Origin of the sequence: Amaricoccus solimangrovi (assembly GCF_006385685.1) — a bacterium.
GTDB lineage: Bacteria > Pseudomonadota > Alphaproteobacteria > Rhodobacterales > Rhodobacteraceae > Amaricoccus > Amaricoccus solimangrovi.
Window position 1 is genome coordinate 16466 of the sequence record NZ_VFRP01000014.1, and the last position, 14238, is coordinate 30703.

16 protein-coding genes are annotated in these 14238 nt (G+C 71.0%); 4 read left to right on the forward strand and 12 right to left on the reverse strand.

Annotation, left to right across the window (positions count from 1 at the left end):
- Positions 1-6: 6 nt before the first annotated feature.
- From FJM51_RS14160 to FJM51_RS14170, 3 genes are read right to left on the reverse strand one after another with little or no spacing between them, the layout of a single operon-like run.
- A complete protein-coding gene (locus FJM51_RS14160) occupies positions 7-1188 on the reverse strand; it encodes an ABC transporter substrate-binding protein (protein ID WP_140454789.1) in 1182 nt (393 codons plus the stop codon).
- Positions 1185-2159 carry an alpha/beta hydrolase fold domain-containing protein gene (locus FJM51_RS14165; protein WP_140454790.1) on the reverse strand — a complete coding sequence of 325 codons (975 nt, stop codon included), beginning with the start codon at positions 2157-2159 and terminating at the stop codon, positions 1185-1187. The genes FJM51_RS14160 and FJM51_RS14165 overlap by 4 nt, the downstream gene beginning before the upstream one ends.
- Entirely contained in the window at positions 2156-2776 is a 621-nt protein-coding gene (locus FJM51_RS14170; protein WP_210240289.1) for a GntR family transcriptional regulator, read from the reverse strand. The genes FJM51_RS14165 and FJM51_RS14170 overlap by 4 nt, the downstream gene beginning before the upstream one ends.
- Before the next feature lie 139 nt (positions 2777-2915).
- Here FJM51_RS14170 and FJM51_RS14175 point away from each other — a divergent pair, with 139 nt between their 5' ends.
- Positions 2916-3989 carry an ABC transporter ATP-binding protein gene (locus FJM51_RS14175; RefSeq protein WP_140454792.1) on the forward strand — a complete coding sequence of 358 codons (1074 nt, stop codon included), beginning with the start codon at positions 2916-2918 and terminating at the stop codon, positions 3987-3989.
- Between the two features lie 9 nt (positions 3990-3998).
- Here the strand turns inward: FJM51_RS14175 and FJM51_RS14180 are convergent, their stop codons facing one another.
- From FJM51_RS14180 to FJM51_RS14220, 9 genes are all read right to left on the reverse strand, one after another.
- Positions 3999-4763, reverse strand: a complete 765-nt coding sequence (locus FJM51_RS14180; protein WP_140454793.1) for an SDR family oxidoreductase — start codon at positions 4761-4763, stop codon at positions 3999-4001.
- A complete protein-coding gene (locus FJM51_RS14185; protein WP_140454794.1) occupies positions 4760-5299 on the reverse strand; it encodes a gluconokinase in 540 nt (179 codons plus the stop codon). Before FJM51_RS14185 ends, FJM51_RS14180 begins: the two co-directional genes overlap by 4 nt.
- A complete protein-coding gene (locus FJM51_RS14190; RefSeq protein WP_140454795.1) occupies positions 5292-5615 on the reverse strand; it encodes a putative antibiotic biosynthesis monooxygenase in 324 nt (107 codons plus the stop codon). Before FJM51_RS14190 ends, FJM51_RS14185 begins: the two co-directional genes overlap by 8 nt.
- A 12-nt stretch (positions 5616-5627) precedes the next feature.
- Positions 5628-6563, reverse strand: coding sequence for a 2-hydroxyacid dehydrogenase (locus FJM51_RS14195; protein ID WP_210240290.1), 936 nt, complete (start codon positions 6561-6563; stop codon positions 5628-5630).
- A gap of 4 nt (positions 6564-6567) precedes the next feature.
- Entirely contained in the window at positions 6568-7323 is a 756-nt protein-coding gene (locus FJM51_RS14200; RefSeq protein WP_140454796.1) for an amino acid ABC transporter ATP-binding protein, read from the reverse strand.
- An 11-nt stretch (positions 7324-7334) separates the two neighbouring features.
- A complete protein-coding gene (locus tag FJM51_RS14205) occupies positions 7335-8123 on the reverse strand; it encodes a transporter substrate-binding domain-containing protein (protein WP_140454797.1) in 789 nt (262 codons plus the stop codon).
- 29 nt (positions 8124-8152) lie between these two features.
- Positions 8153-8809 (reverse strand): amino acid ABC transporter permease, encoded by a 657-nt coding sequence (locus FJM51_RS14210; RefSeq protein ID WP_140454798.1) that lies wholly within the window; start codon positions 8807-8809, stop codon positions 8153-8155.
- Positions 8810-8820: 11 nt separating this feature from the next.
- Positions 8821-9489 carry an amino acid ABC transporter permease gene (locus FJM51_RS14215; protein WP_140454799.1) on the reverse strand — a complete coding sequence of 223 codons (669 nt, stop codon included), beginning with the start codon at positions 9487-9489 and terminating at the stop codon, positions 8821-8823.
- Between the two features lie 92 nt (positions 9490-9581).
- Positions 9582-10616 (reverse strand): LacI family DNA-binding transcriptional regulator, encoded by a 1035-nt coding sequence (locus FJM51_RS14220; RefSeq protein WP_140454800.1) that lies wholly within the window; start codon positions 10614-10616, stop codon positions 9582-9584.
- A gap of 227 nt (positions 10617-10843) precedes the next feature.
- On the opposite strand from FJM51_RS14220, the gene FJM51_RS14225 reads away from it, so the two are divergent.
- From FJM51_RS14225 to FJM51_RS14235, 3 genes are read left to right on the forward strand one after another with little or no spacing between them, the layout of a single operon-like run.
- The gene (locus FJM51_RS14225; protein ID WP_140454801.1) at positions 10844-11842 is read left to right on the forward strand and encodes a Gfo/Idh/MocA family protein; all 999 of its coding nucleotides are present in this window, start codon (positions 10844-10846) and stop codon (positions 11840-11842) included.
- A 3-nt stretch (positions 11843-11845) separates the two neighbouring features.
- Positions 11846-13474 (forward strand): acyl CoA:acetate/3-ketoacid CoA transferase, encoded by a 1629-nt coding sequence (locus tag FJM51_RS14230; protein ID WP_140454802.1) that lies wholly within the window; start codon positions 11846-11848, stop codon positions 13472-13474.
- A complete protein-coding gene (locus FJM51_RS14235; protein WP_140454803.1) occupies positions 13471-14238 on the forward strand; it encodes an enoyl-CoA hydratase/isomerase family protein in 768 nt (255 codons plus the stop codon). Before FJM51_RS14230 ends, FJM51_RS14235 begins: the two co-directional genes overlap by 4 nt.

Below are 14238 nucleotides of genomic sequence, written 5' to 3' on the forward strand. Positions count from 1 at the left end.
CTGGTGCTATTCGAACGGCGCCTCGAGGTTTTCCAGCATCTCCTCGGCGGAGATCTCGCCGGTCAGCGCGAGCTGCATCTGCGTCTGCCACTCGGTGTTCACGAAATTGGCCGTCGCGGATGTCTGCGGCAGCACATGGGCGAAGGGCAGCGAGGCGAGCGTCGCGTCGACGAAGCGCTTTTCGTGGCCGGTCCAGTTCTCCGAGCCGGACTTGGTCACCGGAAGCTGGTTGGTCGCCTTGACGAATTCGTTGTTGTTCTCGGGCTCCGCGAGGAAGGAGATCCACTTCCAGGCTGCGTCCTTGTCCTCGGCGCCCGCGAAGATCGCGAGCGACTCGTCGCCGTAGGAGGTCCACTGGCCGCCGCCGCAGGAGGGCACCGGGACCGCCGAGACCTTGTCGCCGAGCGCAGCGACGAGGTCGTTGGACGAGCCGATGTGGTGGATCGTCATCGCGGTCTTGCCGGACTTGAAGGCGCCGATGATCTCCTGGAAGCCGTCGTTCGGGGCAGAGGGCGGGATCGACTTGTCCTCGCGGAACATGTCGACGATCATCTGCGTGCCCGCGATCGCGCCCGGCGTCGCGAGCCTGCCCGGAGCGAGCTCGGCGCCGGAGGCGAGCGCGAAGGCGCCCCACTGGTCCCAGCCGCCCTTGCCGCCCCGGAAGCCGAAGCCGTAGGTGTCGCCGGTGGTGAGCGTCTTCGCCGCCGCGCGCAGGTCCTCGCAGGTCTTCGGCGGCTCGAGCCCCGCCGCCTGGAACAGGTCGGGCCGGTAGTAGAGGTAGAGCACGACGTACTGGATCGGCAGGTAATACCGCTGCCCGTCCGGCCCGGCATTGAGCTCCAGCAGGTTGTCGAGCAGGTTCGCCTTGCCGTCCCAGGCGTCGATCCGGTCGCCGATCGGCTCGAGCGCGCCCATCTCGACGAGCCGGGGCTGGGCGAAGAGCTTCACCATCGCCGCGTCCGGCGCGCCGCCGCCGACCAGCGCGGTGTAGAGCTGGTCGTAGTAGCTGTTCCAGGGGATGTTCTCGGCCTCGATCTCGATGCCGGGGTTCGCGGCCTCGAACTTGTCGACGAGCCCCTGCATCGGGTTCTCGGGATTGTCGAAATGGTACCAGAACCGGACCGTCTGCGCGTTGGCGGCGGTCAGGCCGAGCGCGAGCGCGCAGGCGGTGGCGAGCAGGCGGGTCATGGGTTTCCTCCAGCTGTTGTTGGTTCTTGTGTCGTTTTCCGGATGAAGGCGGCGGCGGCGGCGAGCGCGTCGCGCGCCTGGGGCAGGTCGCGGCTCATCTGCAGGAAGCCGTGGGTGACGCCCGGCACGACCACGGGCTCGACGCCGAGCCGTTCGGCGAGCACGAGCGTGTCGCTCAGCAGCGGATCGACCCCGGCCGCGAGCAGGAAGACCGGCGGCAGCGCCGCGAGCGCCGGAGCCGCCGCCCGCGCGGGCGCGGCGAGCGGGGTCGCGCGGGCTTCGGGGTCGGGAAGATACCAGTTCCAGTAGCGCCGCATCTTGTCGCGGGTGAGACCCGGGCCGTCCCGGAAGGCGCGATAGGACGGGCTTTCGAAATCCGCGTCGAAGACGCCGTAGAACAGCGCCGCCGCCTCGGCCGGAACCGGCCGCCCGTCGGCGATCTCGGAGAGCAGCGCGGCGAGCGCGAGATTGGCGCCGGCGGAATCCCCCGCGACGACGGTTCCGCCCGGCGCGAGCCCCGCCGCGCGGGCGAGGCCGGGCGCGGCCCGCAGCGTCGCGATCGTGTCATGGAGCCCGGCCGGGAACGGGTGCTCGGGCGCGAGCCGATAGTCCGGCAGCAGCGCCGGCAACCCCGTTTCGAGCGCCAGAACCCGCGCGCAGCGGTCATGCGACGCCGGCGAGCCGAAGGCGAAGCCGCCGCCGTGGACGTAGACGAGAAGCCCCGGCCGCGCCGTCTCTGGTACGATCAGGCGCGCGGTGACCGCGGGCGTGCCGAGCTCGGGATCGGCCGGGATCTCCAGATCCTCGGCGCGCGCCATCTCGAGCAGGTCGCGGTTCCACCAGCCATCGCGGCGCGCGGCGAGCGCGCGGCCCTCGGAGGGCGGCAGCAGCGTGGGATCGCCGGTCGCGGCGTCCGCCTCGGCCTGGAGGGCGACCAGCTCGGGCAGGAGTTCGGCGGAAAAGGCGGTCACGGGGCGGCTCCCTCGAAAACGTCGGGCCCGAAGTCGACGATGGTGGCGATGTGGTGGAAAAGCGCCCGCTCCGCGCCCGCCGCGTCGCCCGCCTCGATCAGATCGACGATCGGGCCGTGGCGCGCCGCGGTGCGCGCGAGGTCGCGGCGCGCGCCGCCGCGCGAGATCTTGAAGCGGTGGTTGTGGATCAGGCAGCGGTGCAGGATCGGCTCCAGCGCGGCGAGGCCCGCCTCCGCGAAGATCCGCTCGTGGAAGTCCCGGTCGATCGCGGCGAGCTCCAGCTCGTCACCCGCCTCGGCGGCGGCGAACATGCCCGCCACCCGCGCGCGCAGATCCCCGATGAGCCGCGCCGGGGGCGCGCCCGCGACGGCGCGGATCCCGCGGCATTCGATCTGCTGGCGGATGCGGAACATCTCGACCGCCTCCTCCGCCGTGCAGCTCGAGACCTGGGTGCCGCGGTAGCCGAGCCGGCGCACCAGCCCCTCGTCCTGCAACCCGAGCAGCGCCTCGCGCACCCGGCCCTGGCTGCAGCCGAAACGGGCGGCGAGTTGCAGTTCGGTCAGCGTCTCGCCGGGCGCGAGTTCGCCGAGCATGATCTCCCGCTTCAGCGTCGGCATCACCGCGTCGCGCGATGCGGCCCTCGTTTCGCTTGTCGCCGCGCGGGTCATGGGGCGGAATTCCCTCTTGCGTCAAATTATCGTTATCAATATTGATAATATACAGGCTGTCAAGGCCGTCCGCGGGGGGGAGACACAGATGTCCGCCATCGAGCTGAGGAATATCCGGAAGGCCTACGGGAGCGTCACGGTGATCCCGAGGATCGACCTCCGGATCGGGAGCGGCGAATTCCTCGTGCTGGTCGGCCCCTCGGGCTGCGGCAAGTCCACGCTGCTCCGGATGATCGCCGGGCTCGAGGAGATCTCGGGCGGCGAGATCACCATCGGCGCGCGGCCGGTCGGGAACCTGCCGCCCGCCGAGCGCAATGTCGCGATGGTGTTCCAGGATTACGCGCTCTACCCGCACATGAGCGTGGCGGAGAACATGGGCTTCGGCCTCCGAATGCGCGACCAGCCGGCGAAGGAGGTCGCGCGCGCGGTCGGGGACGCCTCGGCGATCCTGAAGCTCGACGCGCTGCTCGAACGGCGTCCGGCGCAGCTTTCGGGTGGCCAGCGCCAGCGCGTCGCGATGGGCCGCGCGATCGTGCGCGCGCCCGACGCCTTCCTGTTCGACGAGCCGCTCTCGAACCTCGACGCCGCGCTCCGCGTCGAGATGCGGCTCGAGATCGGCAAGCTGCACCGGCGGATGAAGGCGACCACGGTCTATGTGACGCACGACCAGGTCGAGGCGATGACGCTCGCGGACCGGATCGTGGTGATGAACGCGGGGCGGATGGAGCAGGTCGGCGCGCCGCTCGACCTCTACCGCCGGCCCGAGACGCTGTTCGTCGCGCGCTTCATCGGCAGCCCGACGATGAACACGCTGCCCTGCGATCTCGCGCGGGGACCGGACGGGACCGCGCTGGCGCGGCTTCCGGGCGGCGCGCGGCCGATCCCGTCGGCGGGGCGCGCGGAGGGGCGGGTGATCCTCGGCATCCGTCCGGAGGATCTCGCGGTCTGCGGTGCTTCCGAGGCCTGGTTCACCGGGCCGCTCGCGGTGGTCGAGCGGCTCGGCAGCCAGAGCTTCGGCTATCTCGAGGTGAGCGACGCGCTCACGGTCACCGTCGCCTTCGACCGCGCGGCCGAGCTTTCCCCGGGCCAGATCGTCTCGGTCGCCGGCGATCCGGCGGCGGCGCATATCTTCGATCCGGCCGACGGGCGCCGGCTGAACTGAGCGCCGGCGTCAGATGCTCGCGGTGATCCCGCCGTCGACGTGGAGCGTGTGGCCGTTGACGAAGGACGAGGCGTCGGAGGCGAGGAAGACCGCGGCGCCGATCAGCTCGCGCGTCTCGCCCCAGCGCCCGGCCGGGGTGCGGGCGGCGAGCCAGGTGGAGAACTCCGGATTCTCGACCAGCGCCCGGTTGAGCGGCGTGCGGAAATAGCCCGGCGCGATCGCGTTGACCTGCAGCCCGTGCCGCGCCCAGTCGGTCGCCATGCCGCGCGTGAGGTTGCGCACCGCGCCCTTGGTGGCGGTATAGGGGGCGATGCCGGGGCGGGCGAGTTCGCTCTGCACCGAGGCGATGTTGATGATCTTGCCGCGCCCGCGCGCGATCATGCCCCGCGCCACCGCCTGGCCGACGTAGAACAGGCTCGAGACGTTGGTTTCCATCAGCGCCCGCCAGCGCTCGATCGGGAAATCCTCGAGCGGGGCGCGGAACTGGATGCCGGCGTTGTTGACGAGGATCTCGACCGGCCCCCCGGCCTCAAGCGCCGCGACCGCCGCGGCGACCGCGTCCGGGTCGGTCACGTCGAAGGCCGCGGTCTCGACCGCGTGGCCCGCCTCGGCGAGCGTCGCCGCGGCCGCTTCGAGCCGCCCGGCGTCGCGCCCGTTCAGGATCACCCGCGCGCCATGGGCGGCGAGTCCTTCCGCCAGCGCGAGGCCGATGCCCTGGCCCGAGCCGGTGACGAGCGCGCGGCGGCCCGCGAGGTCGAACAGCGGGAAGCTCACGGCGCCACCCGTTCGGCGAGCGCCGCCAGCGCCGCGTCGATGATCTCGGGCAGGGCCGCTTCGATATCGATGCTCACCACGCCCGGCTCGCCGCGCGGGTCCTCGAGCGTCGCGAGCTGGCTCGCGAGCAGCTCCGGCGGCATGAAATGCCCCTCCCGCGCGCCCATCCGCCGCGCGAGCAGCGCCTCCGAGCCCGAGAGGAACACGAAGCGGACATCCCGCCCGGCGCCTTGGCGGATCAGGTCGCGATAGGCGCGACGCAGCGCCGAGCAGGAGACGACGATCTCCGCCCCCGGCTCCTCCGCGATCCGCGCGGCGATGGCGCGGAGCCAGGGCCAGCGGTCCTCGTCGGTGAGCGGCGTTCCGGCCGCCATCTTCGCCACGTTCGCCGCCGGATGCAGCGCGTCGCCCTCGACGAAACCCGCGCCGAGCCGCGCGGCGATCCCCTCGCCGACCGAGGTCTTGCCGCAGCCGCAGACCCCCATCACCACGATGGCGCGCCGTTCAGACACGGGCTCAGTCAGGGGCTCAGCCATGGGCGAGCTCGAAGACATGGTGCCGCACCCTCCCGTCGAACATCGCGAGCAGGCCCTTCGTCACCTCGCGGCTCTCGTGGCGCACGTCCGAGTCGAGCGCGGCCCGGAGCGCGTCCATGTCGTCGAATGCCATCGAGAGCGCCAGCGCCACCTCGGGCATCCCCGCGTCCCGCTCCCGCTCGCGCAGCACCCGCACCTCGCGCGCGCCGGGAAAGCGCCGCCAGAGCGGCAGCAGGTCGCGCGCGATGTAGGCGTCGAAATCGGCCTCGCGGCCGGGGTGGATCGCGCCTTCGAACAGCGCCTGTCGGACGATCATGGGCCGGGTTCCTCAGTTGACGAGCGAAGGCGGGCGCTCGCCCGCGAGATGGGCGGCGAGATTGGCGAGCACCAGTTCGCCCATCGCGATCCGGGTCTCCAGCGTGGCGCTCGCCTGATGCGGCATCAGCACGCTGTTCGGCAGGTTCAGGAATTCCGTCCGGATCGCGGGCTCGTTCTCGAAGACGTCGAGCCCGGCCCCCGCGATGCCGCCGCGCGAGAGCGCCGCGATCAGCGCGGGCTCGTCGACGACGCTGCCCCGCGCGATGTTGACGAGCAGCCCCGCGGGCCCGAGCGCCTCGAGCACGTCGGCGCCGACGACCCCCCGCGTCTCCGCCGTCGCCGCGACGCAGACGGCGAGCACGTCGCTGTCGGCGGCGAGCGCGACCGGATCGGGCAGGGCGGTCCAGCCCGGCGCCTCGACCGGGCGGCGGTTCCAGTAGCGGACCTTCATCCCGAAGGCCTCGGCGCGCTGCCCGAGCGCGCGGCCGATCTGGCCGAGGCCGAGGATGCCGAGCCTGCGCCCGCGCGGGCTCGCGCCGAGCGGGAAGGGCTCGCCCGCCGCCCAGCGGCCGGCGCGCAGATAGGCGTCGCCCTCGACCACGCGGCGCATGAGCGCGAGCATCAGCGCCATGCCGAGGTCGGCCACGTCGTCGGTCAGCGTGCCGGGCGTGGTGGTCACGTCGATGCCCCGCGACCGGGCGAAGCCGAGGTCGACGCGGTCGGTGCCCACCCCGTTGATCGCGATGATCCCGAGTTCGGGCATCGCCTCGATCCAGTCGTTGCCGAAGCCGGAGCCGCCGCCGGTGACGACGCAGCGGATCCGGGGCCGCGCGGCCCGCGCGGCCTCCTCCTCGGCGAAGAAGCGGTGCACGGTGAAGCGCGCGTCGAGTTCCGCCTCGATCCCGGGCAGCATCGGCTCGACGAGCAGGAGTTCGGGTCTGGTCATGGCCTCAGTGGATCTGCTGGAGGAAGGCGCGGGTCCGCTCGTGGCGGGGCGCGTCGAAGAAGGTGTCGGGCGCGGCCTCCTCGATGATCTGGCCCTGGTCCATGAAGATCACCCGGTCCGCCACCGCGCGGGCGAAGCCCATCTCGTGCGTGACGCAGATCATCGTCATCCCCTCGCCCGCGAGGTCGATCATCGTGTCGAGCACCTCCTTGACCATCTCCGGGTCGAGCGCCGAGGTCGGCTCGTCGAACAGCATGATGCGCGGGTTCATGCAGAGCGCGCGCGCGATCGCCACGCGCTGCTGTTGACCGCCCGAGAGCTGGGCGGGGTACTTGTCCGCCTGCTCCGGGATGCGCACGCGCTCGAGATACCTGCGCGCGGTCGCCTCCGCCTCCGCGCGCGGCGTCCCCCGGACCTTCATCGGCGCCAGCACGCAGTTCTGCAGGATCGTGAGGTGCGGAAAGAGGTTGAACTGCTGGAACACCATGCCGACGTCGCGGCGCACCTCGTCGACGTTGTGGCCGCCCGCGGTGAGCTCGATCCCGTCGACCACGATCTGGCCCTCCTGCACCGCCTCGAGCTGGTTGATCGCGCGGATGAGCGTCGACTTGCCCGAGCCGGAGGGGCCGCAGATCACGATCCGCTCCCCCCGCCGCACCTCGAGGTTCACGTCCCGAAGCGCGTGGTAGCCGCCGTACCACTTGTTGATCCCGGCCATCCGGATGGCGATCTCGTCGGCCGGGGTGGGGGTCGCGCTCATGGGCTCGCTCCTCAGTTCGTGGCCGAGACGAAATCGGGGAGCGGCGAGCCGAGCCACTTCTCGTGGATCTCGTTGAGCTTGCCGTCGGCCTTGATCTTCTCGAGGAAGGCGTTGATCTCGGCGAGCAGCGCGTCCGATCCCGGCGGGACCGCGATCCCCTGCTTCTGCTGGCTGAGGTCGAACTTCACGTCGAACCGGCCGGGCGCGACCTGCTCGATCTGGTTGATGATGATGTTCGAGACGCCGATCGCCTCGACCTGGCCCGAGAGCAGCGCCTGCACCGCGCTCGCGTCGTCGTCGAAGCGCTGGATCGTGGCGCCGTCGGGCGCGACGGCGGTGACGGCGCTGTCCTGCGTGCTGGCGCGGGTGACGCCGATCGTGTGGCCGGCGAGCTTTTCGGGCGCCGAGAGGTCCACGTCCGTGAGCCCGTAGACCGCGATCGCGATGCCGGCGTAGGGCTCGGAGAAGTCGACCCGCTCGGCGCGCTCGGGCGTGATGCCGAGCGAGGCGACGAGCAGGTCGACCTGGCCGCTCAGGAGGTAGGGGATGCGGTTCGGCCCGGTCACGGGGACGATGTTGAGCGTGACGCCGAGATCGTCGGCGAGCAGCTTCGCCACGTCGGCGTCGTAGCCGTCGGGCTTGCCGCTCGCGTCCATGATGCCGAAGGGCGGGAAGTCGACCAGCATGCCGACGTTGACCGAGCCCTTCGACTTGATCTCGTCCGGGGTCGCGGCGGCGAGCGGCGCGGCGAGCGTCGCGGCCGTGAGAAGCGCGAGGGCGGCGCGGCGGGTGAATGTCATCGGAGCGTTTCCTTGTCGGTTGTTGGTTTTCAGCGGGTGGTGGCCCGGGCGAACCGGGTCTCCATCCGGCGCGCCATCAGGGACAGCGGCCAGCAGAGGAGGAAGTAGAACGCGGCGACCGTGCCGAACACCGCGAAGGGGGCGAAGGTCGCGTTGTTGACGATCTGCCCGGTGCGGGTGAGCTCGGTGAAGCCGATGATCGAGGCGAGCGAGGTGCCCTTGATGAGCTGTACGAGGAAGCCCACGGTCGGCGCCACCGAGATCCGCGCCGCCTGCGGCAGGATGACCGAGGTCATCCGGTCGTAGTACCTGAGCCCGAGCGCGGTCGCGGCCTCGCGCTGGCCCGAGGGCACCGCCTCGATCGAGCCGCGCCAGATCTCGCCGAGGAACGCGCTCGCATGCAGCGTCAGCGCCAGCGAGGCGGCGAGCCACGGGTTGATCGCGAGGCCGAGGATGTTCATCCCGAAGAAGGCGAGGAAGAGCTGCATCAGCAGCGGCGTGCCCTGGAACAGCCGGATGAACAGCATCGCGAGCGTCCGGAGCCAGCGCGCATCCGCCGTGCGGGCGAGCGCGATCGCAAGGCCGCCGATCGCGCCGCCGGCGAAGGCGATGGCGGAGAGCGCGAGGGTCCAGCGGATCGCCTCGGCGATGAGCAGGATGTCGGAAAGGCCGAAGGGGCGGATCATGCGCGGGCTCCTCAGCGGCTGAGCGGATAGGTGAAGACGGCCCGCTCGATCGCCGCGAAGATCGCCGAGAAGCCGACGGCGAGCGCGAGATAGATCCCGGTCACGACGAGATAGACCTCGAAGCTCGCGAAGGTCTTCGACTGCAGGTCGTTGCCCGCCGCGGCGAGATCGGTGGCGGAGATCACCGAGACGACGCTCGAGGTCAGCATCAGGTAGATGAACTGGCTCGTCAGCGCCGGATAGACGGTCCTGAGCGCCGGCTTCATCACCACGTAGCGGAACACCTGGAGCCGGGAGAGGCCGAGCGCGGTGCCGGCCTCGATCTGGCCCCTGTGAATCGACTCGATCCCCGCGCGGATGATCTCGGTGCCGTAGGCGCCGAAGTTGACCACGAGCGCGAGCAGCGCGGCGCTGTTCGGGTCGAGCCGGACGCCGATCGTGGGCAGGCCGAAATAGAGGAAGAAGATCTGCACCAGGAAGGGCGTGTTGCGGATCGCCTCGACATAGGCGTCGACGAGCCAGCGCAGCGGCCGCGGCCCCGAGGTCTTGGCGAGCGCGCAGACGACCGAGACGACGAGTCCGATCGCCATCGCGGCGGCCGAGAGCTTCACCGTCATCCAGGCGCCGACGAGCAGCTGGTCCATCGCCGCGAAGACCGGCGCGAAGTTGAATGCGTACATCGGAGCTTCCTTCTCCCGCCGATCCGTCTAACGCGGATCTTTCTTCCGATCGAGAATCTTTAGATCGATCTAAAGCGAATCACCGCCCCGAGTCAATCCCGGGCGGGCGCGGCGGCGGTGGAGTCGCGCGCGACCAGCCGGGTCAGGCTGATCAGCCGGCGGTCGCCGCGCTCCGGGCTCTCGAGGCGCGAGAGCAGCAGCCGGGCGGCCGCCTCGCCGACCTCGCCGGGGAAGGTCGCGACCGAGGTGAGCCGCGGCCGCGCCATCTCGGCCACCGCGAGGTCGTCGAAGCCGACGATCGAGAAGCCCGCGCCGACCGCGACGCCCGCGTCGGCGAAGCTGTTGGCGAGGCAGGCCGCCATCACGTCGCTGAAGCAGATCGCCGCCGTGGGCCGGGCGGGATGGTCGATCAGCCGCCGCGCCGCCTCCGGCGGAAACGGCGGCGCGACCGGCAGCTCGATCGTGACGCCGGGATCGAGCCCGCGCGCCTCCATCGCCGCGCAAAACCCCGCGAGCCGCTCGCGATAGGCGGAATGAACCGGCCCCCCGGTGCCGAAGGCGATCGAGCGGTGGCCGAGCGCGCGCAGATGCTCCACCGCCTGCCGCATCCCGCCGGCGTAATCGACGCCCGCGTAATCGCATTCTGATTCAGAGACATGACGCAGCGCCTGCACGACGGGAAGCTTCCATCCCGCCGCCTTCCCGAGCAGCGCCGGCCGGGTTCCGGCGACCGGGCAGAGGATGACGCCGTCGACGCCGCGCTCGCGCATCCGCCGCAGGATCGTCTCCTGGTTCGCCGGCGCTTCGCGGCTGTTGGCGAGCACCACGACCATGCCCGCGCCCTCCAGCGCCTGCTCGATCCCGGCCAGCATCTCCGCGAAGAACGGGTTGGCGAGGTTCGGGACGATCACGCCCACGGTGTTGCTCCGCGCCGCGCGCATCCCCGCCGCCCCCATGTTGTAGACATAGCCGAGCCGGTCCATCGCCGCCTCTACCCGGCGCCGGGTCTCGTCGGCGACGAGCGGGCTCTTGCGGATCACGAGCGAGGCGGTGGCACGCGACACCTCGGCCTCCCGCGCCACATCGAGCAGGGTGACGCGCCTGGCCCGGCGCTGCTCCGAAGTCATGTCTGGCCTCCAGAAATTTATTGGATCGATCTAACATATTTCCGACCCGCTCGCAATCCGCGCCGCCCGGCGCGGGGCCGGATCGCGGACAGGTCGAGGCGCGCTCGGATCTTCGGTCTCCGTATCCTGTGCCGTGACGATTTTTCGGTTGACCTGATTGGCACGTTCCAATTATACCCGGTCCAGGAAATTGGAACGTGCCAAATAAGAACGCTGGAGGATGCCGGATGAAGTGGGGCCTGATCGGGGCGAGCACGATCGCTTCCGAATACGTCATCGGCGCGATCCGCTCGCAGGGCGATGAAATCGCCGCCGTGATGAGCGGCGACGCGGCGCGCGGCGCCGATTACGCGGCGCGCCACGGCATTCCGGACAGCACCACGGATCTCGGCGGGTTGCTCGCCACGCCGGGCGTCGAAGCGGTCTACATCTCCACCACGAACGAGAAGCATCATCCGCAGGCGCTGGCGGCGATCGCGGCGGGCAAGCACGTCCTCTGCGAGAAGCCGCTCGCCATGACCGTGGCCGAGGCGGCGGAGATGGCGCGCGCGGCGCGGGCGAAGGGCGTGGTCTTTGCGACCAACCATCACCTTCGCAACGCCGGCGCGCATCTCGCGATCCGGGACCTGATCGCCGAGGGTCGGATCGGCCGCGTGCTGAGCGTGCGCGTCTTTCACGCGGTGCACCTGCCGCCGCACCTCCAGGGCTGGCGGATCAGCGACGCGGGCGCGGGCGGGGGCGTGATCCCGGACATCACCGTGCACGACGCCGACACCGTGCGCTTCTACCTCGGTGAGGATCCGGTCGAGGTCGTCGCGATGGCGGGGGTCTCCGGGATGGGCGAAGGCGTCGAGGACAGCGTGATGTCGGTCTGGTCGATGCCCTCGGGCGCGATGATCCAGACGCACGAGAGCTTCACCCATCCCTTCGCCGGTTCGGGCGTCGAGGTGCACGGCACCGAAGGCTCGATCTTCGGGCGCGGGATCATGACGCAGAAGCCGGTCGGCGAGGTCGAACTGGTCGACGCCTCCGGGCGGCACGCGGTCGCCTTCGACCGGCACGACCTCTACGGCCGCGGGCTCGCGCTCTTCGCCGAGGCGGTGGCGGGGCGGGGGCGGCCGGCCGCCGACGGCGTCGACGGGGTGAAGTCGCTCGCGGTCGCGACGGCGGTGCGCGAGGCGGCGCGGACCGGACGCGCGACGCGCGTGAACTACGAGGGGTTCTGAGAGATGAAATCGAAGATCGTTTCGCCCGAGGCGGCGGTGGCGCGCATTCCCGACGGGGCGGTGGTCACCGTCTCCTCCTCCTCCGCGCTCGGCTGTCCGGACAAGGTGCTGGAGGCGATCGGCGCGCGCTTCGACAGGGAGGGCCATCCGCGCGACCTCACCACCATCCATCCGATCGCCGCGGGCGACATGTACGGCGTGAAGGGCATCGACCATATCGCGAAGGACGGGCTGCTCGCGACCGTGATCGGCGGCTCCTATCCGAGCGGGCCGTCGTCGCTGCCGATGCCCGAGATCTGGCGGATGCTGACCGAGGAGCGGGTCGCGGCCTACAACGTGCCCTCCGGCATCCTCTTCGACATGCATCGCGACGCGGCCGCGTTCCGCCCCGGCGTGCTGACGCAGGTCGGGCTCGACACCTTCGCCGATCCGGTCCGCGAAGGCTGCGCGATGAACGACGCCGCGGCGGCGCGGCCCATCGTCCGCCGCGTCGAATTCGGCGGCGAGACCTGGCTGCATTTCCCCAACATCATCCCCGACGTCGCGATCATCCGTGCGACCACGGCGGACGAGCACGGCAATCTGACCTACGAGCACGAGGGCGCCTATCTCGGCGGTCTCGACCAGGCGATCTGCGTCAGGAACCACGGCGGGCTGGTGATCGCGCAGGTGAAGCGCGTGACGGCGGCGGGCTCGCTCCGCCCGCATGACGTGCGGGTGCCGGGGCATCTCGTCGACCTGATCGTGCTCGATCCCGACCAGCGCCAGACCACCGAGACGCCCTACGACCCGGCGATCTCGGGCGAGATCATGCGGCCCTGGGAGAGCTTCAACGTGGCCGAACACGGGGTCGAGAAGATCGTCGCCCGGCGCGCGGCGATGGAACTGAAGGAAGGGATGGCCGCGAACCTCGGCTTCGGCATCTGTTCGATGGTGCCGCGCATCCTGCTGGAAGAGGGTTATCCGCGCGCCGTCACCTGGGCGATCGAACAGGGGGCGGTCGGGGGGATGCCGCTGATGGGCTTCGCCTTCGGCTGCGCCTCGAACGCCGACGCCTTCATGCCGAGCCCGCAGCAGTTCACCTATTTCCAGGGCGGCGGCTTCGACGTGACCTTCCTCTCGTTCCTCGAGATCGACCTCGAAGGCAACGTCAACGTCTCGAAGCTCGGCAAGAAGCCCTATCTGACCGCCGGCTGCGGCGGCTTCGTCGACATCACGGCGCGGGCGAAGAAGATCGTCTTCGCCGGGCAGTTCGAGGCCGGGGCGCAGTTCGAATTGACCGAAGGCGCGATCCGGATCGCGCGCCCAGGAAAATTCCCGAAGATGGTGGAGAAGGTTGAGCATGTGACCTTCTCCGGCCGCCGGGCGCGGGAGCTGGGGCAGGAGGTGCTCTATGTCACCGAGCGCTGCGTGATCCGGCTGACCGACAAGGGCCTCGTCGCGACCGAGATCATGCCCGGCATCGATCCGAAGCGCGACATCGTCGACGCCTCCCTCGGCCGGGTCAGCCTCGCGCCGGATGCGAAGACGCTGCCGCCCCGGTTGCTCGGCACCGGGCCGATGGGGCTGCGGCTGGAGCCGAAGGCCGCGCCCGCGCCGCACGCGCACGGGCTGATGCGGGCGGCGTCATGAGCGGGGTCCACCTCGACGTGGAAGGCGCGGTCGCGACGCTCCGGCTCGACAATCCGGAGAAGCTCAATTCGCTGACCGTGCCGATGCTGGAGGCGCTCGAGGCGCATTGCGCGGCGCTGGAGCGGAGCCCGGAGGTGCGCGCGGTGATCGTGACGGGGGCGGGCGAGCGTGCGTTCTGCACCGGCGCGGATATCACCGCCTGGGGGCCGATGGCGCCCTTCGACTTCGCGCGCCACTGGGTGCGCGAGGGGCACCGGATCTTCGACCGGCTGGCCCGCCTGAGCAAGCCCACCGTCGCGGCGCTGAACGGGCATACCTTCGGGGGCGGGCTCGAGCTCGCCGCCTGCTGCGACGTAAGGGTGATCGCGCCGCGCGCGACGCTGGCGCTGCCCGAGGCGGGGATCGGCATCGTGCCGGGCTGGTCGGGGACGCAGCGGCTGGCGCGGCTCCTGCCCGAGGCGGCGGTGAAGGAGATGGCGCTCTTCGGCCGGCGGATCGGGGCGGAGCGGGCGGTCGCGCTCGGCTTCTGCGCAGAGGTGGCGGAGGACGTCGCCGGGGCGGCGCGGGCGCTGGCGGAGAAGGCGGCGGGGCTGTCGCCCCGCGCCGTCGAGGTCGCGAAATACATGATCCATTCCGGCGCGGGCGAGGATCGCGCCGCGCTGATCGAGGCGCTCGGCTCCGGCATGATCGCCGCGAGCGCCGACCGGGCCGAGGGCGTGGGCGCCTTCGCCGGGAAACGCAAGCCGGAGTTTCCGGGGAGATGA

Excerpts from the sequence above, each read along its gene's own strand:
- FJM51_RS14160 (WP_140454789.1), bottom strand. The coding sequence starts at position 1,188 with ATGACCCGCCTGCTCGCCACCGCCTGCGCGCTCGCGCTCGGCCTGACC.
- FJM51_RS14170 (WP_210240289.1), bottom strand. The coding sequence starts at position 2,776 with ATGCCGACGCTGAAGCGGGAGATCATGCTCGGCGAACTCGCGCCCGGC.
- FJM51_RS14175 (WP_140454792.1), top strand. The coding sequence starts at position 2,916 with ATGTCCGCCATCGAGCTGAGGAATATCCGGAAGGCCTACGGGAGCGTC.
- FJM51_RS14185 (WP_140454794.1), bottom strand. The coding sequence starts at position 5,299 with ATGGCTGAGCCCCTGACTGAGCCCGTGTCTGAACGGCGCGCCATCGTG.
- FJM51_RS14190 (WP_140454795.1), bottom strand. The coding sequence starts at position 5,615 with ATGATCGTCCGACAGGCGCTGTTCGAAGGCGCGATCCACCCCGGCCGC.
- FJM51_RS14195 (WP_210240290.1), bottom strand. The coding sequence starts at position 6,563 with ATGACCAGACCCGAACTCCTGCTCGTCGAGCCGATGCTGCCCGGGATC.
- FJM51_RS14200 (WP_140454796.1), bottom strand. The coding sequence starts at position 7,323 with ATGAGCGCGACCCCCACCCCGGCCGACGAGATCGCCATCCGGATGGCC.
- FJM51_RS14205 (WP_140454797.1), bottom strand. The coding sequence starts at position 8,123 with ATGACATTCACCCGCCGCGCCGCCCTCGCGCTTCTCACGGCCGCGACG.
- FJM51_RS14210 (WP_140454798.1), bottom strand. The coding sequence starts at position 8,809 with ATGATCCGCCCCTTCGGCCTTTCCGACATCCTGCTCATCGCCGAGGCG.
- FJM51_RS14215 (WP_140454799.1), bottom strand. The coding sequence starts at position 9,489 with ATGTACGCATTCAACTTCGCGCCGGTCTTCGCGGCGATGGACCAGCTG.
- FJM51_RS14220 (WP_140454800.1), bottom strand. The coding sequence starts at position 10,616 with ATGACTTCGGAGCAGCGCCGGGCCAGGCGCGTCACCCTGCTCGATGTG.
- FJM51_RS14225 (WP_140454801.1), top strand. The coding sequence starts at position 10,844 with ATGAAGTGGGGCCTGATCGGGGCGAGCACGATCGCTTCCGAATACGTC.
- FJM51_RS14230 (WP_140454802.1), top strand. The coding sequence starts at position 11,846 with ATGAAATCGAAGATCGTTTCGCCCGAGGCGGCGGTGGCGCGCATTCCC.
- FJM51_RS14235 (WP_140454803.1), top strand. The coding sequence starts at position 13,471 with ATGAGCGGGGTCCACCTCGACGTGGAAGGCGCGGTCGCGACGCTCCGG.